The 23,786-nt window shown below is 66.8% G+C and carries 24 protein-coding genes; 4 read left to right on the forward strand and 20 right to left on the reverse strand.

Translation table 11 applies throughout. The annotated features are described in order from the left end of the window. Nucleotides 1-90: 90 nt before the first annotated feature. On the reverse strand, nt 91-1,494 hold the full coding sequence (locus QZS21_RS04235) for a GNAT family N-acetyltransferase (protein WP_295580640.1): 1,404 nt from the start codon (nt 1,492-1,494) through the stop codon (nt 91-93). An 862-nt stretch (nt 1,495-2,356) separates the two neighbouring features. Between QZS21_RS04235 and QZS21_RS04240 the strand changes: the two genes are divergently transcribed. Next, the gene (locus QZS21_RS04240; RefSeq protein ID WP_295580642.1) at nt 2,357-2,980 is read left to right on the forward strand and encodes a sugar O-acetyltransferase; all 624 of its coding nucleotides are present in this window, start codon (nt 2,357-2,359) and stop codon (nt 2,978-2,980) included. Between the two features lie 94 nt (nt 2,981-3,074). On the opposite strand, the gene mreB is transcribed toward QZS21_RS04240, so the two are convergent. The 9 genes from mreB to QZS21_RS04285 all read right to left on the reverse strand — a co-directional run bounded on the left by mreB (nt 3,075) and on the right by QZS21_RS04285 (nt 11,111). Then, nucleotides 3,075-4,100, reverse strand: coding sequence for a rod shape-determining protein (mreB, locus tag QZS21_RS04245; protein WP_295580644.1), 1,026 nt, complete (start codon nt 4,098-4,100; stop codon nt 3,075-3,077). Between the two features lie 85 nt (nt 4,101-4,185). After that, nucleotides 4,186-4,890 (reverse strand): ComF family protein, encoded by a 705-nt coding sequence (locus tag QZS21_RS04250; RefSeq protein WP_295580646.1) that lies wholly within the window; start codon nt 4,888-4,890, stop codon nt 4,186-4,188. Further along, entirely contained in the window at nt 4,878-5,120 is a 243-nt protein-coding gene (locus QZS21_RS04255; RefSeq protein ID WP_295580647.1) for a helix-turn-helix domain-containing protein, read from the reverse strand. The genes QZS21_RS04250 and QZS21_RS04255 overlap by 13 nt, the downstream gene beginning before the upstream one ends. A gap of 412 nt (nt 5,121-5,532) precedes the next feature. Beyond that, entirely contained in the window at nt 5,533-7,737 is a 2,205-nt protein-coding gene (locus QZS21_RS04260) for an ATP-dependent RecD-like DNA helicase (protein ID WP_295580649.1), read from the reverse strand. A 12-nt stretch (nt 7,738-7,749) separates the two neighbouring features. Then, a complete protein-coding gene (locus QZS21_RS04265) occupies nt 7,750-8,085 on the reverse strand; it encodes a hypothetical protein (RefSeq protein ID WP_295580651.1) in 336 nt (111 codons plus the stop codon). 43 nt (nt 8,086-8,128) lie between these two features. Further along, nucleotides 8,129-8,650, reverse strand: coding sequence for an rRNA maturation RNase YbeY (gene ybeY, locus QZS21_RS04270; protein ID WP_295580653.1), 522 nt, complete (start codon nt 8,648-8,650; stop codon nt 8,129-8,131). Beyond that, the gene (locus QZS21_RS04275; RefSeq protein WP_295580655.1) at nt 8,650-9,624 is read right to left on the reverse strand and encodes a PhoH family protein; all 975 of its coding nucleotides are present in this window, start codon (nt 9,622-9,624) and stop codon (nt 8,650-8,652) included. Before QZS21_RS04275 ends, ybeY begins: the two co-directional genes overlap by 1 nt. Before the next feature lie 28 nt (nt 9,625-9,652). Then, a complete protein-coding gene (locus QZS21_RS04280; RefSeq protein WP_295580657.1) occupies nt 9,653-10,849 on the reverse strand; it encodes a sporulation protein YqfD in 1,197 nt (398 codons plus the stop codon). A gap of 4 nt (nt 10,850-10,853) precedes the next feature. Further along, on the reverse strand, nt 10,854-11,111 hold the full coding sequence (locus QZS21_RS04285) for a YabP/YqfC family sporulation protein (protein WP_295580659.1): 258 nt from the start codon (nt 11,109-11,111) through the stop codon (nt 10,854-10,856). Nucleotides 11,112-11,227: 116 nt separating this feature from the next. On the opposite strand from QZS21_RS04285, the gene QZS21_RS04290 reads away from it, so the two are divergent. Beyond that, a complete protein-coding gene (locus QZS21_RS04290; RefSeq protein ID WP_366557574.1) occupies nt 11,228-11,938 on the forward strand; it encodes a nucleoside recognition domain-containing protein in 711 nt (236 codons plus the stop codon). Next, the gene (locus tag QZS21_RS04295; RefSeq protein WP_295580663.1) at nt 11,911-12,135 is read left to right on the forward strand and encodes a hypothetical protein; all 225 of its coding nucleotides are present in this window, start codon (nt 11,911-11,913) and stop codon (nt 12,133-12,135) included. The genes QZS21_RS04290 and QZS21_RS04295 overlap by 28 nt, the downstream gene beginning before the upstream one ends. A 433-nt stretch (nt 12,136-12,568) precedes the next feature. Here QZS21_RS04295 and QZS21_RS04300 read toward each other — a convergent pair whose 3' ends face one another. The 8 genes from QZS21_RS04300 to QZS21_RS04335 form a co-directional block, all read right to left on the reverse strand. Next, nucleotides 12,569-13,471 (reverse strand): AEC family transporter, encoded by a 903-nt coding sequence (locus QZS21_RS04300; RefSeq protein ID WP_295580665.1) that lies wholly within the window; start codon nt 13,469-13,471, stop codon nt 12,569-12,571. A gap of 87 nt (nt 13,472-13,558) precedes the next feature. Beyond that, nucleotides 13,559-14,500 carry an ABC transporter permease gene (locus QZS21_RS04305; RefSeq protein WP_295580667.1) on the reverse strand — a complete coding sequence of 314 codons (942 nt, stop codon included), beginning with the start codon at nt 14,498-14,500 and terminating at the stop codon, nt 13,559-13,561. After that, complete coding sequence (locus tag QZS21_RS04310) at nt 14,497-15,639, reverse strand: ABC transporter permease (protein WP_295580669.1); 1,143 nt, start codon at nt 15,637-15,639, stop codon at nt 14,497-14,499. Before QZS21_RS04310 ends, QZS21_RS04305 begins: the two co-directional genes overlap by 4 nt. A 4-nt stretch (nt 15,640-15,643) precedes the next feature. Continuing rightward, nucleotides 15,644-17,152, reverse strand: coding sequence for an ABC transporter ATP-binding protein (locus QZS21_RS04315; protein WP_295580706.1), 1,509 nt, complete (start codon nt 17,150-17,152; stop codon nt 15,644-15,646). A 169-nt stretch (nt 17,153-17,321) separates the two neighbouring features. Further along, on the reverse strand, nt 17,322-18,539 hold the full coding sequence (locus tag QZS21_RS04320; protein WP_295580671.1) for a BMP family protein: 1,218 nt from the start codon (nt 18,537-18,539) through the stop codon (nt 17,322-17,324). 183 nt (nt 18,540-18,722) lie between these two features. Further along, on the reverse strand, nt 18,723-19,445 hold the full coding sequence (gene deoD / locus QZS21_RS04325) for a purine-nucleoside phosphorylase (protein WP_295580673.1): 723 nt from the start codon (nt 19,443-19,445) through the stop codon (nt 18,723-18,725). 3 nt (nt 19,446-19,448) lie between these two features. Then, nucleotides 19,449-20,105, reverse strand: a complete 657-nt coding sequence (deoC, locus tag QZS21_RS04330) for a deoxyribose-phosphate aldolase (RefSeq protein ID WP_295580675.1) — start codon at nt 20,103-20,105, stop codon at nt 19,449-19,451. Nucleotides 20,106-20,119: 14 nt separating this feature from the next. After that, entirely contained in the window at nt 20,120-21,151 is a 1,032-nt protein-coding gene (locus QZS21_RS04335; protein ID WP_295580678.1) for an MBL fold metallo-hydrolase, read from the reverse strand. 124 nt (nt 21,152-21,275) lie between these two features. On the opposite strand from QZS21_RS04335, the gene QZS21_RS04340 reads away from it, so the two are divergent. Continuing rightward, on the forward strand, nt 21,276-22,553 hold the full coding sequence (locus tag QZS21_RS04340) for a S1C family serine protease (protein WP_295580680.1): 1,278 nt from the start codon (nt 21,276-21,278) through the stop codon (nt 22,551-22,553). Between the two features lie 79 nt (nt 22,554-22,632). Here QZS21_RS04340 and QZS21_RS04345 read toward each other — a convergent pair whose 3' ends face one another. Together QZS21_RS04345 and QZS21_RS04350 are read right to left on the reverse strand one after the other, a co-directional pair. After that, the gene (locus tag QZS21_RS04345; RefSeq protein WP_295580682.1) at nt 22,633-23,289 is read right to left on the reverse strand and encodes an HAD hydrolase-like protein; all 657 of its coding nucleotides are present in this window, start codon (nt 23,287-23,289) and stop codon (nt 22,633-22,635) included. Nucleotides 23,290-23,371: 82 nt separating this feature from the next. After that, entirely contained in the window at nt 23,372-23,716 is a 345-nt protein-coding gene (locus tag QZS21_RS04350; protein WP_295580684.1) for a hypothetical protein, read from the reverse strand. Nucleotides 23,717-23,786: the final 70 nt, after the last annotated feature.

The following is a 23,786-nucleotide window of genomic DNA, read 5'->3' on the forward strand; positions in this document are numbered from 1 at the left end:
TGCGCGCAGTGGGCCGCCGTTTTCTCGAAAAATGCCTCGGCATTTTTTCGAGAACCACGGGGAGGGCCCCCGCGGGGGCCCTCCCCGTGGTCATACCAGCTTTTCAAAGTAGAAGAAGGTCTCGTCCTCCCCACTCCTGCGCATACAGGAGGAGAGCATCCGGGCGGAGGACTGGTTCTCCTTGTAGCACTTGGCCACCACCCGGGAGAGGTGGACCTGATAGAGCCCCCAGTTGGCCACGGCGGCGAAGGCCTCCGTGCCGTAGCCGTTGCCCGCATAGGCCCGGTCGATGCGGCAGCCCAGCTCCGCGCCGCCCCGGCAGTCGAACCGGTACAGCACCGCCTCGCCGATGAGCTTCCCGTCCAGGCGGACGGCGAAATTCACCGCCAGCCGGTTTTCAAAGTCCCGGCGGGCTACGTCGAAGAAGCTCCGCTCCTCCACCGGCTTCCCCAGGCCGCCCACGTCGTCATAGCCCCACCAGCGGTTTCGCTCCCCGTCCAGGACCAGGGCGTTGTAGGCGGGGATATCCGCCTCCGTCAGGGCGGAGAGGGTCAGCCGCTCCGTCTTCAGCTCCGGGATGGCGGTCACGTGGCGCAGCAGCTCGTTCTGGGGCTCGAAGCAGTATTTGGGCGCCAGCTTGGCGGGGCCGTACTGGAGCTTGGAGGTCCGCAGCCCCCGGTCCGCCGCGTCGTCCTCCCGGTTGATCCACCGGCACCCCTCCCCGAAGGCCCCGGCAAAGGTCTGGACCAGGGTGGGATACACGCCGGTGTAGGAATACAGGGCCTTTTCAATATGGATGATGAGGGTGTCCCCGCACTTTTCCGCCAGGGACAGGGCGATGAGCTTCTCCCCGTCGAACATGCCCCCCGCCAGGAACCAGGGCTTCCCCGCCATCTTCAGCATCTGCTTGGCCAGCTTCAGCTCGTCACGGGCCTTGGCGTTGTCCCCCTTGGGAAACTCCGCCTCGTAGTCCACCCAGAACCGGTCGATCACCGCCTCGTCCTTCCCCGTCAGAGGGCGGAACGCCGCATCGGGCCACTGGGTGTGGAATTTCTTGATGTGGTTGCGCTGGCCGGAGTACCGCCGCCCGGCGAAGAGCTGCAAATCCTCCTGGTAGTACACGTAGTCCCGCCAGGTGCGGATGTCGCTGACCCGCACGTAGGGATACCGGGCCAGCAGCCGGGCCGCCTTGCTCTCCGGCACCACGGAGATCACCGGCATGGCGCCGCTCTCCAGACAGTAGGCCTCGATGGCCTCCAGGGCGGCGTCCTCGTCCCCCTCCGGGCCGGGAACGGGATAGTCAAACACCCAGCGGCCGTTGTGATCGTTGCGCACCACCAGGCACCCGGCGATCTCCGCCCAGGCGGGATGCAGCACCGGGCGCCACATCAGCTTGGTCCCCACGGAGTACTCGCACAGGCCGAATGGGCAGTTCTGGTAGTATTTCCGCAGTTTGGTGCCGTCCTGCTTGGTCACTGGCTTGAATTGGTACATAAAAAACCTCCATGCGCCTCCCGGCGCCCTCTTCCGTGCAGCCCCTGTCGGGGCACAATTTTTCTATGATAGTATACGCCGCTTCCGGAGAAAATACAGTAGTTTCCGCAACAGGTCCCGCCGGTTTCCGCCCCGCCCGGGCAAGCAGCCCTCCGGCCCGCAGCGGGCGGGACCGGGTTCCATCTGCCAAACTCCTGGCAACTTGCAAGGGGGCGGCGGGGGCGAAGGGCTTGAGAAAACCGGGCCGGTGTGGTAGGATGGGGGAGATAGCTGCTCCGGCGGGGCGGCGCCGTCCGGCAAAATCGGAACAGGACACCGTCCGCACGGCGCCCCGGGGAAAAGCGGAGCGGATGCACGAAAACCCGCGATGCGCCTGCCGACGGTCCCCCTTGCTGCCGGGGACTACACCCATACGGCGCGGGAGCAGGCCCCGGACGGCCCGTCTGTGGAAACGGAGGCCGCCGCGGATGGGGAGAAACCCGCATCCCCGGAGGCGCCGCTTCCCGCCGCGGTCCCCTTTGACGGCGCTCGGTACATCGGGACTGGGAAACCGGCGAGCCCAACCTGGAAATTGCTGGGGACGGCACCGGCCAATCCTGCATGCAGCCCGGCGTCGACCCGCCTCACCACGCCGGACGGCGGCGTTGGGGAAATGGCGGCTCTTCCCAGCCGCGGATGCCGCCGGAATTCCCATCGGCGGGGTCATCACGGCGGACGGACAGACCGCGACGGCGACGTTTCCCGACGCTACCCGGCCGCTGCTGGAAAACGGCACCGTCTTCCGCTGTCCCAAGGCGTCTGATTCCCCGGCGGCCCCCGCCGGGCCGCGCCCCTGCCCCCAAAAACAACCAGGAGGTCCCCCATGACGGAACGAGACCGGATGCTCTCCGGAGCACTCTACAACGCCGGAGACGCCGAACTGACGGCGGCCCGCCGGCGGGCCCAGGCGCTGACCTGGCGCTTCAACCAGGCGGACCCCACCCGCCCAGACTACCAGCGCACCCAGGAGCAATTGCTCCGCACGCTGCTGGGGCACTTGGGCGAGAGCGGCTGGATTGAGGCGCCCTTCCGTTGCGACTACGGCGCCAACCTCTCCATCGGCAGCCATTTCTATGCCAACTACGACTGCATCTTCCTGGACGTGGCCCCCATCACCATCGGGGACCATGTGTTCTTCGGCCCCCGGGTGTGCCTCTACACCGCCGGACACCCCACCGTTCCGGAGATCCGGAACCTGGAGCTGGAATTCGGCCTGCCCATCACCATCGGCGACAGCGTGTGGATCGGCGGCAACACGGTGGTCCTCCCCGGTGTCTCCATCGGAGACGGCACGGTGGTGGCCGCCGCCTCCGTGGTGACCAGGGACCTGCCCGCCGGCGTCCTGGCCGCCGGAAACCCCTGCCGGGTCCTCCGCCCCCTCACCGATGGGGACCGGGACCGCTGGGAGGGGGAGCGCAGGACCTATGCGGCGTCCCGACAGGACTGAAAATGAAGAGGCCCCACCCTTATAGCGGTTTGGCAAAAGAAGAAGGCCCTCCGGGCCTTCTTCTTTTTCGTCCGGGGCGTTCCCCGGCCCGTCGTCAGTTCATCTGCTTGCGGCGGCTGAGGTTCATGGTGCCGTCCTGCATGTTGTTCAGGGAGTCCAAGCTCTTGCCCGTGCCCAGGGCCACGCAGGAGATGGCGTCCTCCGCAATCTCCGTGTGGATACCGGTGCGGGCGGTCACCAGCTTGTCGAAGCCGGAGACCAGGCTGCCGCCGCCGGTCATCACAATGCCGTTGGTGGAGATGTCCGCCACCAGCTCCGGGGGCGTCCGCTCCAGCACGGAGTGGATGGCCTCCATGATCCGCTCCACCGGCTCCTCGAAGGCGTCCATCATCTCCGTGGAGGAGACGGTGACCACCTTGGGAAGACCCGTCAGCAGGCAGCGGCCCTTCACGTCCATGGTCTCCTCCTCTTCCTTGGGGAAGACACAGCCGATCTGCTTTTTCATCTCCTCGGCGGTGCGCTCGCCCACCAGCAGGTTGTGCTTGCGGCGCATGTACTTCACCACCGCCTCGTTCAGCTGGTCGCCGGCGATTTTGATGGAGGCGGACTCCACCACGCCGGAGAGGGAGATCACCGCGATGTCGGCGGTGCCGCCGCCGATGTCCACCACCATGTGGCCGTCGGGCTTGGCGATGTCGATGCCGGCGCCGATGGCCGCGGCCACGGGCTCCTCGATGAGATACACCTTCCGGGCGCCGGCCTGGATGCCCGCGTCGATGACGGCGCGCTCCTCCACCTCCGTGATGCCGGAGGGGACGCAGATGATGACCCGGGGCTTGAAAAAGGAGACCCCGGCCACCTTGTGAATGAACTCCTTGAGCATCCGCTCCGTCATGTCGTAGTCGGAGATGACGCCCTCCCGCAGGGGGCGGATGGCCACGATGTTGCCGGGGGTGCGGCCCAGCATGGCCTGGGCCTCGGTGCCCACCTTCAGCAGCTTGCCGGTGTTTTTGTCCAGCGCCACCACGGAGGGCTCATTCAGCACGATGCCCTTGCCCCGCACATATACCAAAACCGACGCGGTACCCAGATCGATACCGATATCCTTTGCCATGGACATAGACTCCACCTCATTGATCTTTCTATACGTTATTATGAACGGTTTTCCCGCTTACAATCATACAGATTTTATTATAACGGCAAATTTATGTAATTGCAACCTCATTCTTTGACAGTTCCCGGCTTTTTCCGACCTTTTTCGGCCTGGCCAGCGCCACCGTAACGCACACCACCTCCGCCGCGCCGCAGTCCTTCAAAACCCGGGCGCACTCCGACAAGGTGGCGCCGGTGGTACAGATGTCGTCCACGAGGAGAATCCGCCGGTCCCGGACCGCGCCCGCCGCCTCGTAGACGCCCAGCACGTTGGCCCGGCGGGCGGCGGCCTCCGTCAGCCCCGACTGGGTGGCGTTGTGGCTGATCTTGCGCAGGCAGGCCGCGGGCCTCGTCCCCCAGAGGCGGCAGGCGGCCCGGGCCAGCAGCTCCGCCTGGTCGTACCCCCTCTGCCGCAGGCGCTTCCGGCTCACCGGCACCCAGGTCACGGTGTCAAAGGCCCCGGGGAAATGCTCGGCGGCACAGCGGGCCACCAGCTCCCCCAGAGGCTCCGCCGCCGCAGAGGCCCCCTGAAATTTGAAGCGCAGCAGGCCCTCCCGGGCCAAGTCCTCATACCACAGCGGCGATGCGCACCGCAGCCCGCCGCCCAGCTCCCGGAGGGCCTCGGCGTCCGCGGTCCAGGGCAGCTTTGCCTCGCAGGCCGGGCAGAGGCCCGGGCAGTCCAGCACCTTGCCGCAGAAGGGGCATTTCGGCGGGAACAGCAGGTTCAGCACCCGCTCCGCCGCCGTCAGCCCTCCCACTGCGCCAGAAGTTCGTCGTAGGTGGTGTCCAAGGTATCCCGGATGCCCCGGAGCTGGGTGGCCAGAATGTGCTGGGTGCCCCGCTCGATCTTCACCAGGGTCTCCCGGGTCATCTCCACCCCCTCCAGCTGCAGCAGGCGGACCAGCTCCGTCTGCCCGATGCCCCGCTGGGTGCGGAGTCTGCGGATATTGGCACCAATCCGAATGTTCTGTTTAATTTTCTGCTCCATAGTTTTCCTCCGCAAAAGGACCAATTTCGGTCCTTTTTGGGTTTATTCTATGGAGACATCCCTCTTTTATGGGACCTGTTTGGGTCCAGAAAATAAATTCACCGCCCTACCGGGGCGGAACTGGCGGGATTTCCACCCGCCGGGGCGTGGGGCGGCCGCGCATCGCGCGGGGGACGGGAGATATCCGCGCACGGCGCGGGGACGGGGATTTCCGCCGTCGGGCGGGGATGGGAATGCCGCCACCGTGGGGCGGCGTCCCCTCGTCCCTGCCTGGCGGCGGGCCTTCCTTCCCCGCGCATGGGGCGCGGATTCCCCGTCCCGTGGTGCGAAAAGTCCCCGCCCGACGGCGGGCAATCTCTCCGGCCGAAACACACTCTCCCTCCGGCCAGGCAGGGCAGTCTCCCCTGCCCGCTCACTCCCCGCTGTGGGCCAACCGCCACCGCAGCCCGGAGTACCGCTTCTGCTGGCGGTCATTCTCCGCCATGGCCCGGATGGCCGCGTCATCCCCCACCACGATCAGCAGCTCCCGGGCCCGGGTGAGGGCGGTATACAGCACCCCCCGGACCATCAGGGACTGGGCCGCCGGCATGGCCGCCAGCACCACGCAGCGGTACTCGCTGCCCTGAGCCTTATGGACCGTCTGGGCGTAGGCCAGGTCCACCTCGCTGAGCATCTCCGCGCCATAGACGGCGGTGCGCCCGTCGAAGTCCATCAGCAGCCACTCCCCGGAAGGGTCAATCTCCGCGATGCGCCCCACGTCGCCGTTGAACATGCCGGTGCCCACGGTGCCGTCCGCCTTCTCCCACACCACGTCGTAGTCGTTCCGGGTCTGCATGATGCGGTCCCCCTCCCGGAAGAGCCGCTCGCCCCAGACCAGCTCCCGCCGGTCCGCCCGCTTGGGATTCAGCGCCTCCTGAAGGCACTGGTTCAGCCGGATGGTGCCGCTGGGGCCCTTCCGGGTGGGGGTCAGCACCTGGATCTGGTCCGCCGGCACCCCCATCTTCTCCGGCAGGCGGCTTTTGCACAGCTCCACCACAGTGCTCACCGTCCGCTCCGCGTCCCGGCGGCAGAGGAAGAAAAAGTCCCCCTGGTCGTTGCTCAGCTGAGGCGGCTGCCCCAGGTTCACCGCGTGGGCGTTGCGGATGATGGCGGACTCGGACGCCTGGCGGAACACCTCCCGCAAAAACACCGTCTCCACCCGCCCGCTGCGGATCAGATCGGAGAACACGTTCCCCGCCCCCACGGAGGGCAGCTGGTCCGCATCCCCCACCAGCACCAGCCGGGTCCCCGGCCGCAGGGCTCGCAGCAGCGCGGCGAACAGCGGCAGGTCCACCATGCTCATCTCGTCCACAATCACCGCGTCCGCCTCCAGCGGCTCCTTCTCCGTCTTCTGGAAGGTCACCTGGCGGGTGGCCTCGCTCCAGGTCATGCCCAGCAGGCGGTGGACCGTCTGGGCCTCCATGCCCGTCAGCTCGCTCATCCGCTTGGCCGCCCGGCCGGTGGGGGCCGCCAGCAGAATGTCCAGCCCCATCCGCTGCAGCAGGGCCACGATGCCCCGGACGGCGGTGGTCTTGCCGGTGCCGGGGCCGCCGGTGAGGATCAGCACCCCCCGCCGGGCCGCCAGCTCCACCGCCTGGCGCTGCTGGGGCGCATAGGTGATGCCCTGCTCCCGCTCAATCTCCGCCACGGTCCGCTCCGCCTGGCGGCTCTCGTCCGCCTCCGCCGCCAAGAGCTGGTTCAGCCGGGCGCAGACGGAGGTCTCCGCCTCCCACAGCCTGCGCAGGTAGCAGGCCTCCACGTTGGCCACCTGCTCCCGGCACACCGTCCCCCGGTCGATGAGGTTGTCCAACGCCTGCTCCACCAGCTCCTCCGGGCAGTTCAGCAGCTGGCAGGTGGCGGACACCAGCTTGTTCCGGGGGAGAAAGACGTGGCCGTTGTTCTCGTTGTGGCTCAGCTCAAAGGTCACCGCCGCCTGGAGCCGCGCCTCGCAGCCCATGTCGAAGCCCATGCCCATGGCGATCTCGTCGGTGACGGAGAAGGCCACGCCGCAGTCGTCGCCGGAGAGGAGATAGGGGTTCTCCCGCACCATCTCCAGCGCCGCGTCGCCGTACTGCTGGCGCAGCCGCATGGCCAGCACCGTGGGCAGCTGGTACTGGGCCAGAAAGGCCATCAGCCGCCGCAGCCCCATCTGCCGGCGGAAGGCGGCGGACATCTCCTGGGCCCGTTTCGCCGTGATGCCCTTCAGCGTGGTGAGCCGCTCCGGCTCCCGCTCCAGGACGTCCAGCGCCGCGGCGCCGAACCGGTCCACCATGCTGCGGGCGGTGGCGGGACCGATGCCCTTGCAGACACCGGAGGAGAGGTAGCTGAAAATCTCCTCCTCATCCTCCGGCAGGCTCCGCTCCAGCTCCACCGCCCGCACCTGCTCCCCGTGCTGGGGATGCTGCTCCCGCACGCCGGACACCGCCAGGTGCTCCCCGGGGGCCACACAGGGGATGCAGCCCACCACGGTGATGACCTCGCCCTCCTCCGTCAAAAGCCGGAGAACCGTATAGCCGTTTTCGGCGTTTTGAAAAATCAGGCTATGTACCGTGCCCTCGCAGGCGGTCAGCTCTTCCATGCAGTTCCTCTTTCAGGGGCGCGGTCCCCCCACGTGAAATTTCTCCGGGTCGATCAGCACCGCGTTTTTCTCCCGGTCCGCCAGATACTGGGCCAGGGCCCGGGCGTCTTTCGTCAGCCCGCAGTCCGCCAGGATGATTTTCGCGCCGGGCAGGCGGCCCTGCACCCGGCGCAGCTCCCGCACATCCGCCTCCATCGCCAGGGCCTCCCCCCGCAGGGGCAGCACCAGCAGCAGGCCCGGCACGGCGGGGCGCCCCGCATGGAGCACCGCCCCCGCCACCAGCCACACCACTGTGGTCAGCCCCACGGCGGAGAAGAACGCAAGGAGCCCGTCTTGCAGCATTACCATTCCGATCACCTCGGACCAGTCTATGCGCCGGGCCCGTCCCGGGTTAGTGCTCCCCGGCGCCGTCCCCTTCCGTCCGGCCGATGCCCAGTTCCGAGAGGATGGCCTCCTCCCGGGTGCGCATCTGCCGCTTCTGGGGCCCCTCGTCCAGATGGTCGTACCCCAGCAGGTGGAGCACAGAGTGGACCACCAGATAGCTCAGCTCCCGGCGGTTGGGGTGGCCGTACTCCTTGGCCTGGGCCGCCACGCGCTCCATGGAGATCACCATGTCCCCCAGGGGCACCAAACCGGTGCCGGGGTCCGCGTCCTCCGCCTCCGGGCGCTCCCCGGGGCGGAGGGTGAACTCGGGAAAGCTCAAAACGTCCGTAGGCCGGTCCACCTGCCGCATGTCCCGGTTGATGCGGCGGATGCCCTCGTCGCCGGTCAGCAGCACGTCCACCTCGCAGGGCACGTCCACCCCCTCCGCCTGGAGGGCGGTGCGGATCACCCTGCGGATCAGGGCGCAGTTTCGCTCGTTGGCGGCGCCGGGCACGTCGGCAGTGACCGGTATATAGTGTTTTTTGGCCATTATTTTCGCCCTTTCCCACCGGTTTTGGCGGTCTCGTAGTCCTCGTAGGCCTTCACGATCCGCTGGACCATCACATGGCGCACCACGTCCGCGTCGGTCAGCTCGCAGATGCCGATGCCCTCCACCCGGCGGAGCACCCGCATGGCCTCCTTCAATCCGGAGGCCCTTCCGTCCGGCAGGTCGATCTGGGTGACGTCGCCGGTGATGACGATTTTGGACCCGAAGCCCAGCCGGGTCAGAAACATCTTCATCTGCTCCCGGGAGGTGTTCTGGGCCTCGTCCAGGATGATGAAGCTGTCGTCCAGTGTGCGGCCCCGCATATAGGCCAGGGGAGCCACCTCGATGTTGCCCCGCTCCAGGTACTTCTGGTAGGTCTCCGCCCCCAGCATGTCGAACAGGGCGTCGTACAGCGGCCGCAGGTAGGGGTCCACCTTGCTCTGGAGATCGCCGGGCAGAAAGCCCAGCCGCTCCCCCGCCTCCACCGCCGGGCGGGTGAGGATGATGCGGTTCACCTGCTTGTCCCGGAAGGCCTGGACCGCGGCGGCCACCGCCAGATACGTCTTGCCGGTGCCCGCCGGGCCCACGCCGATGGTGATGGTGTTGTTCAGTACGGAGGCGATATACTCCTTCTGCCCGATGGTCTTGGGCTTCACCGGCCGGCCCTTGGCGGAGATGCACAGCACGTCGCCGGTGAGCTCCGTGATCTGGGCCTCCTTCCCGCTGCGCACCAGGCCGATGACATAGCGCACGTTCTGCTCCCCGATGGCCTCTCCCCGGGAGGAGAGGGTCAGCAGGGCCTGGACCGCCTTGCACGCCAGCAGGGTGTCCTCCGGCTCGCCGTCCACCCGCAGCTCCCCGTCCCGGTTCACCACGGTGACGCCGAATTCCTGCTCCAAAAGGCGGATGTTCTCATCAAAGGACCCAAAGATGTTGACTGCCTGCTCCAGCCGTTCAATGCTGATTCTCTGTTCCAACGCTTTTTCACTCCTGTATCGTCGGGCGTCACGCGTCCGGTTCTTCCGTTAAAATGGGGACCTGCCGGCCAATCTGCTCCTCGCACTCTGCCGACAACGTCACCAGCAGGGTGTCCCCCCGGCGGCGGCTGGTGCAGAGGGTGGAGCGGACGGTGCCGTAGGGGTCCACGAGGCTGTGGAGATAGGCCGTCAGCACCTGCTCGGCGTCGGCCTGGGCCTCCGCCTGGTCCCGCTCCGCCGGGGCCGTCTCGTAAAACCGCCAGGTCTCCGTCACCAGTGCCACGGGCAGCGGCAGCCCCAGCACTCTCCAGGGGGTTCTGGTGGTTATTTTATCATATTCCGCCCCTTCGATGCTACTGTTTGTGAAGAATTTTACCCGGTGGGTGCCGAAAACTAGGGAGACCCCGGTTTTTTCCCGGCCGGTGTACTGCTTTTCCGCCGCCGTCAGGGGGACGGCGGTGGTGAGGCTGTACCAGGTCCGGGCGGTGACGCTGCCCATCCCCGCCAGCACCCGGGCACCGAAGGTGTCTGTGTCCTCCACGCCGGAGATGAGGAGCTGCCCCTCCGTCACGGTGGTCCCCTTCAGCACGGCGGCCACGCCGTCCAGGGCCTGGACCTGGAGCACCATCCCCGGCCGCCGGGCCACCACGTTGGTGGGGGTCCGCTCATCCACCAGCTCCGGCGCCGGGATGCGCTCCCGGACCTGGACGTTGGCCCGGAAGCCGGAGACGTTGACGGTGAGCCAGCTCAGCCCCGGCACGTCCAGCAGCACGTGGTTGCGGATGTCCTCCCCGTCCAGGGCCAGGCCGAAGGAGCCCAGATGGACCCCGTTTTTCTCCAGGGCCCGGAGAATCTCCTCCGTGGGTACCGTTTGGTTGCCCTCCACGTGAAACTCCCAGACGAAAAAGGAGCCGAAAAACAGACTCAGGGCGCAGAGGGTCAGCCCCGCCAGCAGCGCCCGGCGGCCCCGGAAGCGGAAGAGGAAGTAGGGCGCCCCCTCCCGGCCCACCACCGTCAGCGCGCAGTCCAGATTTTTTGCCGCCCGGCGCAGGGCGTGCCAGTCCCGCCGGGAGAGCCGGCAGGTGAAGGCGGTGGGGGACTCCCACTTCAAATCCCAGAAGGCCAGGTCCCGGGCGCCGCACAGATTCAGCACCCGCTCCGGAAAGGCGCACTCCGCCCGCACCCGGACCTGCCCCCGCAGGCGGTTTACCAGCTCGTTCAGCATCGCGCTACCTCACCCACTCCACGGCGGCGATCCGCCCGCCGATCCGCAGCTCCTCCGCCGTCATGGCCAGCAGACTCAGCCCCTCCCCCCGGACCCGCAGGACCCCGGCGGCGGTGTTCACGTCGATCTGGGCCTCGCTGTACGCCAGAATGCCCGCGTGGTGCTCCACATACAGCTGGCGGCTGCCCACCATCTCCAGGCGGGGCAGGCCCGCCACCACGTCCGCGGGCAGGTCGAACAGCTCCGCCACCGTGGTCAGCACACTGTTTTCTCTTCGATTTCTCTCCATGCTTGCTTCACCCCGTGCAACTCTATGCGGCGGGCGGCGAAAACTTGCCGGGCATACGGCGGCGGAGGCGGGCATAGGCTCTGGGGGTGATGCGTATGAGAAAGCGGCGGCGGGCGGACACCTGCCTGGTCCTGTGCGGCCTTTTGATCTGGTTCCTGGCGGACGCGGGGCGGGTTCGGGCCGCGGCGGCGGAGGCCCTGGCGCTGTGCGCCCAGTCGGTGATTCCCGCCCTCTTTCCCTTTATGGCGGTGTCGGGCCTGCTGGTGGCCCTGGGCTTCGGGGAGTGGGTCTCCCCCCACCTGGCGGGGCTGATGGGGCCGCTGTTCCGCCTGCCGGGCTGCGCCAGCTCGGCGCTGCTGCTGGGGCTGGTGGGGGGATACCCCATTGGGGCCAAGACGGCGGCGGACCTGTACCGGGACGGCCTTTTGACGGCGGAGGAGGCGGAGCGGCTGCTGGCCTTCTGCAACAACTCCAACCCGGTGTTTCTGGTCAGCGTGCTGGGGGCCGGGGTGTTCGGGGACGTGCGGGCGGGGATCTGGCTGTGGCTGATCCACGTGCTGTCCGTGCTGCTGACGGGGCTCTGTTTCCGGGGCGGCGGCAAGCGGCCCGCCCGCCGGGTGCCGGCCAGGACCTTCCCCTGCCGGGCCGTCTCCCTCTCCTCCGCCTTTGTGGAGGCGGTGCGGGGCGCCGCGTCTGGGATGCTGTCCGTCTGCGCCTTCGTGGTGCTGTTCTATGTGCTGGTCAGCCCGCTGAAGGCGGTGGGGCGGCGCTGGTGGGCGCGGTGGAGCTGTTCTCCCTGACACCCCTGCTGGCGCCGGACCGCCTGGGCTTCGTCATCGCCGCCTTTTGCAGCGGCTGGGGCGGGCTGTCCGTCCTGTGCCAGACGGCGGCGGTGCTGGACGGCAGCGGACTGCCCCTGGGGGCCTGTCTGCGGGGCAAGGCCCTCCAGGGCCTGCTCTCCGCCCTGCTGGCGGCGGGGGGGATGCTGTTTCTCTGAGGGCGGGGCCTCCTGACACCGAACGAAGGCAGGGGCGGGAACGAAGGTTCCCGCCCCTGCCTGGGCTTGCTGAAATCGCCGTCCCAGCGGCGAAGGCCATCCGCTGATTCTCCCCGGCGTATGCGCCGGGGAACTCTCCCGGCACGCAAGTAGGGGGGCCTCCGCCGCAGAGAGACGGAGGCGGCGGGGCGGCGGGACACCCCCATCCTGAACCCGTACCCGGGCGCTTTTGGAGCCAGCCCCAGGGCGGGGGATCATTCGCCGCAGGGAGCCAGCGGCGGGACGGCAGTTCTCCTGAAACCACGCCCAGGCGCTTTCAGAACCGTTCCCGGGACGGAAGGATCGTCTGCCACAGGGAAAACAGCGGCAACGGGACGCAACCCTCCTGATCCGTGCCCGGTCGCTTCCCAGGGCAGGCGGCCCCAGCTCCCGCTCAGATCAGCGAGATGCCCAGCATCACGGCGATGCTGACGGGGATGGTCAGGGAGGTGGCGGTGCCGTACACGCTGGGGTCGCAGCCCAGCTTGCCGCAGAACACCGTAGCCATGCCGCTGATGGGGGCGCAGACCAGCAAAACCGCGATGACCCGCTGCTCCACCGGGAAGGGCAGCAGGAAAAACAGCGCCAGCGCCATGGCCGCCGTGGTGGCCACCCGGCCGGTGACGATGCCCAGCACCTGGTGGCGGGCGTCCGGAGCCAGCTTCACCTCGAACATGATGCCCAGCATCAGCATCACCACCACCGCGTTGGCCCCCGCCACCGTATCCGCCAGCTGATAGATGGGGGCCGGGAAGCGGAAGTGGAACAAGCTCAGCAGCAGCAACCCCACGTACAGGTCGAAGGGGAAGGTGGAGAACAGGGTCTTTCCCAAGGCCTTCAGGCTGAATTTCGCGTCGGGGTGCACCTGCATGGCGGCCAGGGAGAAGATGATGCCGCAGTTCATGATGGAGTTACCCATATCGAACATGATGGCCTCCATCATCTGCCCGGGGAACAGGTTCTGCACAAAGGGGATGGCGAAGCTGCCGATGTTGTACCCGGACATGCAGATCATGTACATGGCCCGGACCCCCGGCGCCTCCTTTCTCCCCACCCTCCAGCCCACCGTCACCAAGATGGCGTCGGCGGCCAGGCCGATGAGGGCGAAGGAGAGCAGGCGGGCGTCTATGGTAAAATCCCGAAAGGCGTTTACCAGCACGGCGGGCAGCGTGACGTACAGCATGATGTTGGAGAGGATTTTGCTGTCCTCTTTCTTGAAGAGGCCCGCCCGCTTGAGCAGGTATCCCAAAAGAATCAAAAAGATCAAAATCGCGGATTTTACCAGTGCGGCGTCCATAAAACCATCCTTTTCCGCGCCGCAACAATCCCCTCCGTCCGATAACGGAGGGGATTGTTGCGGCGGCATTCTACAAATTGTATCGTCTCAGCGCTGTCCCTTATCGTAGGGGATACCCTCGGCCTTGGGGGCCCGGGACTTCCGGGACGTAAAGGCCAGCACCACCAGGGAGATGATATAGGGCAGCATGTTGTACACGGAGCTGGGCAGATCCAGGGCCTTCAGGAAATCGAAGCCGGTGTACACGTTGCCCAGCGCCCGGAAAAAGCCGAACAGCAGCGCCGCCAGGGCGATGCGGGTGGGCTTCCACTGGCCGAAGATCATGACCGCCAGGGCCAGGAAGCCAAAGCCCGCCACGCCGTTTTCAAATTTCCACTCGCTGACGCCGGCGGTGATGTACACAATGCCGCCCAGGCCGCCCAGCACGCCGGAGATCAGCACCCCGGCGTAGCGCATTTTGTAGACGTTGATGCCCACGCTGTCCGCCGCCTGGGGATGCTCGCCGCAGGCCATGAGCCGCAGGCCGAAGCGGGTTTTGTACAGCGTGACGTAGGACGCGGCCAGGGCCAGCAGGGCCAGCAGCATGAACCAGTTGAACTCAAAGCCGCCGATGTTCACCAAAAATGCCTTCTTGGCCTCGATATACTGGATAACGGAGGACACATTGTCCACGCTCTCGGCGGTGTTCATGGCCTTGACGAACACGGTGGCGGCGGCGGTGCCCAGCAGGTTCATGGCGGTGCCCACCAGGGTTTGGTCCGCCTTGAAGTTGACGGCGGCCACCGCCAGCAGCAGCGAGTACACCGCGCCCAGGGCCACTGCCGCCAGTACCACCGCCAGCAGCATCACCGGGGCGGAGGTGGTGCCGGGGAGGAACTTCATCATCAGCGCGCCGCCCAGGGCGCCCATGACCATGATGCCCTCCAGGCCGATGTTGATGACGCCGGAGTGCTCGGAGAAGCACCCGCCCAGAGCCACCAGCATCAGAACGGAGGCGAAGATCAGCGTATATTGCAGCAGGAGGATCATTCCGCGTCCCCTCCTTTCTCAGTCGCCGCCTGGGCGGCCCGGGCCCTTTTCTCCTCCCGCCGGTCCAGGCGGCTGTTGAGGGCGTACTTGAAGAACAGCACGAAGCCGCACAGGTAGATGATGAGGGCGGAGATGAAGTCGGAGATCTGGGCGGAGTACATGGTCTTGTCCACATAGGCGCCGCCGTTGGTGATGTGCTGGATGAAGTAGGAGGAGAGGATGGCGCCCAGGGGGCTCAGCCCGCCCAGGAAGGCGGCGGCGATGCCGTTGAAGCCCATGGCGGGGACGGAGGACTGGGTGCACTGCCACTGCTCGAACCCGGTGAGGTACAGCAGCGCCGCGCCCAGGGCCGCCAGGCCCCCGGCGATGGCCATGGTGAGAATCAGGTTCTTCTTCTCCTTCATGCCGCAGTACCGGGCGGCGAACTTGTTGCAGCCGGTGGCCTTCAGCTCATAGCCCAGCTTGGTCTTCTCCAGCAACACCCAGATCACCACCGCCGCGGCCACCGCCAGGGGGAGGGCCACGGTGGCATACTGGTTGTTCAACAGCTCCTCCAGCCCTATGGTGGGCAGGAGGGCGCCGGGGTTGGTGCTCACCAGGGTCAGCGTGTAGGGGCTGGCCGCCTCCTTCACCCGGCTGAGCAGGGTGTTCACCAGATACAGGCTGATCCAGTTCAGCATGATGCAGGAGATGACCTCGTTGACGTTGCAGTAGGCCTTCAGCATGCCGGAGACGGCGCCCAGCAGCGCACCGGCGGCCACCGCCGCCAGCAGGCACACGTACCAGGGCATGCCCCAGGCCAGGGCGCAGTAGAGGCTGGCGCCCGCGCCCACCACGTACTGCCCGGCGGCGCCGATGTTGAACAGGCCCACCTTGTAGGCGAAGAGCACCGACAAACTGCACAGCAGCAGCGGCGCGGTCTTCACCAGGGTGGCGCCCAGGTATTTCAATTGGGCGCTGGGCCGGGAATAGGTCAAAAAGTTCTCCACGATGGCCCGGATGGCCGCCCCCGCGCCGGCGGGGTTGATGGCCAGCAGGGCGATGTAGCCGATGAACAATCCCAGCAGAATGCACAGCACCGACGCCAGCAGGGACTGGACGGCGCCGTTGCGCAGCAGGGACGATGAATTCTTCTTCATTGCCTCAGACCTCCTCCCTCTTCGCGCCGGCCATGTACAGCCCCAGCTCCTCCACCGTGGTGGTCTTGGGGTCCAGCTGGCCCACCAGCTCGCCCTCGTAGATCACCAAAATGCGGTCGCTGAGGGCCATCACCTCGTCCAGCTCCAAACTCACCAGCAGCACGCCCTTGCCGGCGTCCCGCTGGGCCACGATCTGGCGGTGGATGTACTCAATGGCGCCCACGTCCAGGCCCCGGGTGGGCTGGACGGCGATCAGCAGCTCCGGGTCCTTGTCGATCTCCCGGGCCACGATGGCCTTTTGCTGGTTGCCGCCGGACATGCTGCGGGCCGGGGTGACGGGGCCCTGGCCGGAGCGGACGTCGTACTGCCCGATGAGGGCGGCGGCGTAGTCCCGAATGGCCTTGCGCTTCAAAAAGCCCGCCTTGGAGACAAATTGGGGCTCAAAGTACCGCTGGAGCACCATGTTGTCCTCCAGGGTGTAGTCCAGCACCAGGCCGTACTTGTGCCGGTCCTCGGGGATGTGGCTGATGCCCTGGGTGGACCGCTCCCGGATGGAGGCCCGGGTGATGTCCCGGCCCTCCAGGGTGATCTTCCCCTCCTTCAGCGGCTCCAGCCCCGTCAATCCGTAGACCAGCTCCGTCTGGCCGTTGCCGTCGATGCCGGCGATGCAGACGATCTCCCCCTCCCGGACGGAGAAGGAGACGTGCTTGACGGCGTTGTTGTTGTGGGACTTGGAGGCCACCGTCATGCCCTCCACCTCCAAAATCACCTTGCCGGGCTTGGCGGGCCCCTTGTGCACCACAAAGTCCACGTCCCGGCCCACCATCATCCGGGAGAGCTCCTCCCGGGAGGACTCGGCGATGTTCACCGTGCCGATGTAGCGGCCCTTGCGCAGGACGGTGCAGCGGTCCGCCACCTCCATGATCTCGTTGAGCTTGTGGGAGATGAAGAGGATGGACTTCCCCTCCGCCGCCAGGTTCCGCATGATCTGGATCAGCTCCTCGATCTCCTGGGGGGTCAGGACGGCGGTGGGCTCGTCGAAGATCAGGATCTCGTTCTCCCGGTACAGCATCTTCAAAATCTCGGTGCGCTGCTGCATGCCCACGGTGATGTCCTCCACCATGGCGTCCGGGTCCACGTGGAGGCCGTACTTCTCGCTGAGGGCCACCACCTTCTCCCGGGCCTCCTTCTTCTGGAGGAAGCCGTACCGGCAGGGCTCCACGCCCATGATGATGTTGTCCAGGACGGTGAAGCACTCCACCAGCTTGAAGTGCTGGTGGACCATGCCGATGCCCAGGGCGTTGGCGTCGTTGGGGTCCCGAATTTCCACCGCCCGGCCGTCCTTTTTGATGGTGCCCTCCTCCGGGCGGTACAGGCCGAACAGCACGCTCATCAGCGTGGATTTTCCGGCGCCGTTCTCGCCCAACAAGGCGTGAATCTCGCCTTTTTTCAATTGCAGCGTGATATCGTCGTTGGCCACAATGCCCGGGAAGCGCTTGGTGATGTGCAGCATTTCGATGGCATAGGACTGCTCCAAGGTCACGACCTCCCTCTTCTGTCAATTTGCTTACAAGATGATTTCATTTTACTATAAGCCGGCGCATATTTCAAAGACTAATTCCACTTTCGCGAAAAAAAGAGGACGGGAGATTTCCCGTCCTCTTTGGCACGATGGTTTGGATTTACTTGATGCTGCCGTGATCGTTGACGGTGATGGCGGCGGCGGGCATGGCGGAGGTGTCGTTGGACACGGTGACCGTGCCGTCATACATGGCCTTCACCAGGGCCTTGTAGTCGTCCTGGGTAAAGCCGTCGCCCCACTGGGTGGTCTCCATGGGCAGCTGGACGAAGTTGGCGGTGGGGTCGTCGCCGGACACCAGGCCCAGGTTGGCGATCTGGCCCGCCAGGGCGCTCCAGTTGTCCTGCTCGATGATCTGGGCCAGGGCGTCCTTGGTGGAGGAGGCCAGGCCCTTCATGGCGGAGGTGATGGTCATCCCCTCGCCGTAGGCGTCGATGATGGCGGCCTGGTCCACGTCCACGCCGATGACCTTGGCGCCGTCCACCTTGGCGGCCGCCTCGGCCGCGGAGGTGTAGATGCTGCCGCCGCAGGCGAACACGGCCTGGACGCCCAGGGTCTGATACCAGTTGTCCATATAGGCGGTGATGTCGGCGTCGCCGGAGAACTGGTTGCCGTAGACATACTCCACGGTGACGTCCGCGCCGGCGTCGGCCGCGGCGGCGTCAGCGCCCTGGACGAAGCCGTAGCCGTAGCGGACCACAGCGGGGACGGCCATGCCGCCCAGGAAGCCCAGGTGGGTGTAGCCCAGCTTCACGGCGGCGTAGCCGGCCATATAGCCGCACAGCTCCTCCTGGTAGATCATGGTGTAGACGTTGCTCAAATCCGCGTACTTGCTCAGATCCCAGTTGTCGGGGTTGTAGTCGTAGGACTCTCCGGCGGCGGCCACGCCGGCCTCCAGATAGTCGCCCTTGGACACGTCCAGCACCACGAACTTCACGTCGGGATAGTCGGGCGCGGCCTCCACCACGGCGCCGCCGAAGGCGAAGCCGGGCATGACCATGATGTTGTAACCCTCGTCCGCGGCCTTTTCGATCATGGCCACGCGCTCGGCGGTGGAGTCACCGGCGGGCTTGAAATAGTTGAAGGGGATGCCGTTGGCCTCACAGTACTCCTTGCAGGCCTCGTAGGTGGTCTGGTTGAAGGACTCGTCGGTGATATCGCCGTAGTCGGTGATCATGGCCACGCTGTAGGCGGAGGCCTCCGGCTCTGCGTCACCGCCGGGCGTGCCGTCTCCAGCAGGGGGGGTCTCCTTGTTGCCGCCGCAGGCCGCAAGGGACAGGGACATGGCCAATGCCAGCATCAGCGCAAGAAACTTCTTCATTGGATTTACCTTCCTTCCAAATTTTTAACCCCCGGCGAACCAGAGGTCCAACCCTTGCAGGTTGGGTCCATTATACCAACTCTCCCCCCCAATTTCAACCGAATCGGCCGATTGTTTTCGGTTCGTTAAAATTTTGGTAAAAAAGGAAAAAGACCGTCGCCTCCGGACGGTCTTTTCCCCCCTTCACAGGGGCTTGTTCTCCATCTCCACCGCCGTCCCCAGGGCGATTTCCATCATCTGGGTGAAGGAGGTCTGGCGCTCCGCCGGGGACAGCTCCTCCCCGGTCACCAGGCTGTCGGAGATGGTGCAGATGCTCAGCGCCCGCTTCCCCGCCTCGGCGGCGTTGCAGTACAGGGCCGCCGTCTCCATCTCCACGGCCAGCACCCCCATGTTCCCCCAGTCCAGGGTGGTCCCGGCGTGGTTGTAGAACACGTCGGAGGAGAGGAGGTTGCCCACCGGGGGCTCCACCCCCATCCGCCGGGCCACCGCCACGGCGGTCTCCAGCAGGGTGAAGTCCGCGATGGGGGCGAAGGTGCCGGGCAGGCCGAACTGGTGGGCGTAGCGGGAGTCCGTGCAGGCCCCCTGGGCCATCACCACGTCCCGCAGGCGCAGCTTGGGGGAGATGCCCCCGGCGCTGCCCACCCGGAGGATGTTGTCCACGCCGTAGACGTGGAACAGCTCGTGGGAGTAGATGCCGATGGAGGGCATCCCCATGCCGGAGGCCATCACGGAGACGGGCGTCCCCCGATAGGTGCCGGTCCAGCCCTGGATGCCCCGGACGTTGTTCACCAGCGCGGCGCCGGAGAGGAAGGTCTCCGCGATGAATTTGGCCCGCAGCGGGTCCCCGGGCATCAGCACAGTTTTGGCAAAGGCCCCCTGGGCCGCCTCATTGTGGGGCGTTCCCATCTCTCAGCCCTCCATGGCCTTCACGGCCTTGACCACCCGGCTGGTGCCCAGACGGGAGGCCCCCAGGGCGATGAAGTCCTCCGCGTCCTGTAAGCTGGAGATGCCGCCCGCAGCCTTGATCTTCACCTCCGGCCCCACGTGCTCGGCAAAAAGGGCCACGTCCTCCCGGGTGGCGCCGCCCCCGCCGAAGCCGGTGGAGGTCTTGATATACGCCGCGCCGGAGGCGGTGACCAGCTCGCAGAGCTTGATCTTCTCCTCCTCGGTGAGGAAGCAGGTCTCGATGATGACCTTCAGCAGCCGGCCCTTGCAGGCGTCCTTCACCGCCCGCATCTCCGCCAGGAGGTCGTCCCACCGCCGGTCCTTCACCCAGCCCAGGTTGATGACCATGTCCACCTCCGCCGCGCCGTTGTCCACGGCGTCCGCGGCCATGAAGCACTTGGCGGCGGTGGTGTCGTACCCGTTGGGGAAGCCCACCACGGTGCAGATGGGCAGCCTGCCCGCCGTGTAGTCCGCGGCCTGGCGGACATAGGACGCGGGGATGCACACGCTGGCGCAGCCGTAGCGCATCCCGTCGTCGCAGAGGGCCCGGATCTCCTCCCAGGTGGCCGTCTGGCTGAGGAGGGTGTGGTCGCACTTGCTCAGAATGTCTTTCAGTTCCATTTCAGCAATCTCCTTTACTGTACTTGGATGCCGCCGCCTCCGGCGGGGCCGTAGAAAAACCGTCCGTCCCGCTCCCGGCGCTCCACCCGGCCACGGGCCGTCAGGTAGTCCAGGTGGGACAATGCCTCCCCCACGGCGAAGAACTTCTGGGTCAGGGGGAAGTCCGCCCAGTCCCGGCAGCGGATGCTCCAGGCCATGCGGCCCGCGATCTCGTAGGCCGTCAGCCACGGCTCCGCCGCCACCACCGCCATGGCGTCCTCGATGCGGCGGGCGTGGTGGGCCGCCAGCTCCTCCGTCCGGGCCCGCAGGTCCCCGGTCTCCTGCCGGTGGGCGGGCAGCAGCAGCTCCACCGGCAGCGCCCCCACCCGCTTCAGGCTCTCCAGATAGTCCCCCAGGGAGTCCGCCACGCCGTTCCAGCGGCAGATGTTGGGGGTGATGTGGAACAGCACGTGGTCCCCGGAGAAGAGCCACCGGGCCTCCGGGTCGTAGAGGCACAGGTGCCCCGGGGTGTGCCCCGGCGTCAGCAGGCACCGCAGGGTGTGGCCGCCGTAGGACAGCGTGTCCCCATCCTCCAGAAAGACATAGTCCCCGTAGGCCACCGGCCCCGCGTTTTTGGCGGGGTTGCTGTCCCACAAGCCCGCCAGCTCCTCCTGGGAAAAGCCCTCCGCCGCGTAGCCGGCGTAGGTCTTCTGCCAGGCCTCCGGGCTCTGGGTGGCCAGCATCCGCGTCCCGTCGGCCCGGCCGATGAACACCCGCCCCCCCGGCCGGACCAGCTCCGGGGCAAGGCCCGTGTGGTCGCTGTGCAGGTGCGTGAGAAAGATGTCCAGCCGGGAGCGGTCCACGCCGGTCTCCGCCAGCTCCCGCTCCATGGCCTCCCGGCAGGGGGCCTGGCGAAAGCCCGTGTCCACCAGCAGGCTCCGCTCCCCCAGCAGCAGATAACTGTTCAAATTTTTCAGCGGGTTCCCCACCAGGGGAATGTCCAGCCGCCACAGGTCTTTGGCAATCCGCTCCGCCAACACGCCCACCTCCTCGCTTGATGACCGCATTGTATCAGATTTCCCCGGTCCTGTCCAGTCAGGACCCCTTCCAGAAAATCCATGACGGCAGTGCTTGTCAGACGGCGGCGGCGGTGTTAGAATAGACACACTTTAACATTGGAGGCACCTACCCATGAAAACAAAACTCTTTGCGCTTCTCTGCGCCCTGGTCCTGCTGGTGGGCGCAGTTCCCGCAGCCGCCGGCCTGGAGGGCGAGGCCGCCCGGGCGGCGGACACCCTCTCCACCCTGAATCTGCTGGACGACATCCCCGGCCGGGATCTGGAGTCCCCCGCCACCCGGGCCCAGGCCGCCGTGCTGCTGGTGCGGCTGGCGGCGGCGGAGCAGGCCGCGGCAAGCGATCTGTGGATCTCCGGCTTCCGGGACGTCCCCGCCTGGGCGGAGACCGCCGTCACCTACGCCGCCCACCAGAAGTGGGTCTCCGGCGTTACCGTCACCTCCTTCCGCCCCGACGATCCCATCAGCGCCGACGGGTGGAGCACCTTCCTGCTGCGGATGCTGGGGTACAGCGACAAGGCCGGGGATTTCACCGTCGGCGGCGCCGCCCTCTTCGCCCGGCACATCGGCCTCACCGCCCGGACCTACGACGGCGCCCTGACCCAGGCGGACCTGTTTGCGATGGCGGCGGACGCCCTGTCCTTCCCCTACAAGGACGGCAGCTCCACCGTCATCGAAAAGCTGGTGGCCCAGGGGGTGTGCACCCGCTCTGCGGCCAACGCCCTGGGGCTTTTGACCGAGACCCTCACCGCCCGGCAGATCGCGGACCGGCACATGGCCGCCGTCTTCTGCCTGTCCTCCTTTGAGACGGACCGGGAGGTGCTGGAAAACACCCCGGCCAGCAACGCCAGCGGCTTCTTCATCTCCGCCGACGGCATCGCCGTCACCAACTACCACGCCATCGACAATAAAATCCACGCCGTCATCACCCTGGCCACCGGGGAGAGCTACCCCGTGGAATCCGTGCTGTGGTACGACCCCGACATGGACCTGGCGGTGCTGCGGATCGGCAAAAAGTCCACCGCCGGCATCAACACCTCCGCCTTCGCCTATCTGGATGTGGCGGGCACCGCCGACGTCTTCGCCGGCGACACGGTGTACACCCTGGGCAACCCTCTGGGCCTGGGCCTGGCGGTGAGCTCCGGCATCGTCAGCGCCACGGACCGGGTGGTGGAGCGGTACGCCCAGCCCTGCATTATGAACACCGCCGACACCTCCCAGGGCAGCAGCGGCGGCGCGCTGCTGAACGCCTACGGCAAGGTCATCGCCGTCACCACCGGCGCCTTCGTCTACGGCAACAACATGTACCTGGCGGTGCCGGTGGACCCGGTGATGTCCCTGGACCTCACCGGCCCGGGCACCACCCTGGCCGCCATCGTGGGCGCCAAAAGCTGACTCCTCCCCCGGGAAACAGAAATCCCCCGGCCGCCTCTTTTTAGGCGGCCGGGGGGTTCTATTTTAAGACTTTCTCCGCTCAGTGGGCCAGGATAAACGCCTCCAGCGCCTCCGGCGTCTGCACCACCGCCACGGCGCCGGCGTCCGCCAGCTCCCCGGGGGCGGCGTAGCCGAAGAACTCCACCCCCACGCAGCCGATGCCGCAGGCGGCGGCCCCCAGCACGTCGAACTTCCGGTCCCCCACCATCAAAACGGCGTCCCTGTCCGCCTCGGTGAGGCCCAGGCGGCGCATGGTCTCCCGGATCACGTCCGACTTGTCCCAGTCCCCCACCGGCGGGCTGCCGGTGATGACCTCCAGCGACGGGGTGAAGCCGAACTGCCCACAGATGGGGACGCACATCTCCTCCGGCTTGGAGGAGGCCAGCGCCAGCACGTAACCCTGGTCCTTCAGCCGGGCGCACAGCTCCGGCATCCCCGGGGCGGCGGCGTTTTCAAACCGGCCCTTTGCGGCGTAGCGCTCCCGGAAGTACCCGATGGCCCGGCGGGCCTGCTCCCGGTCAAAGCCGCAGAAGCGCTGGAAGGAGTCCTGGAGGGGCGGGCCGATGAACGAAACCAGCGTCTCCTCCGGCGGCACCGGCGCCCCCAGCTTCTCAAAGGCGTAGCGCAGGCAGTTGAAGATCCCCTCTTTGGAATCCGTCAGCGTGCCGTCCAAATCAAAAAATATGTAGCGATACATGACATCTCTCCTCTTTCACGGGGAGCATTCTATCATCATTTTCCCGCCCGCGCAAGGGGGGTGGCGACGATTTTTCCGCCTCTCACTCCGCCGCCTGCTCCATCACTGGCACGCCCCGGCTCAGGGCAACTCCCAGGGTTTTGCCCAGCTCCACGTCCCCGCCGCCCCAAGCCATCAACAGGCAGCCGCAGGCCTCCGCCAAAAACCGGTCCCGGCGGTTCAAAGTCCCGGCGTCCCGGTGCCGGTCCAGCAGATGCTCCCGGTCACAGGCCGCGATCGTGTCGAACCAGACCTCCCGCACCCGCTCCGCCCAGTCCGCCGCCTGCTCCTCCCAAGGCAGCAGACAGTGTACCCGGTAGGTGCCGCCGGCGGCCTCCCGGTGGGCCAGCAGAGCCCTGGCGGACCACAGGGCCACCCCCCGGTCCATGGAGATCCAAAAGTACCCTCCGCCGCCAGTGCCAGCAGCTTCTCCAGCAGCGCCGGGCAGCCGCCCTCCT

Source organism: uncultured Oscillibacter sp. (genome assembly GCF_900544955.1).
GTDB lineage: Bacteria > Bacillota > Clostridia > Oscillospirales > Oscillospiraceae > Oscillibacter.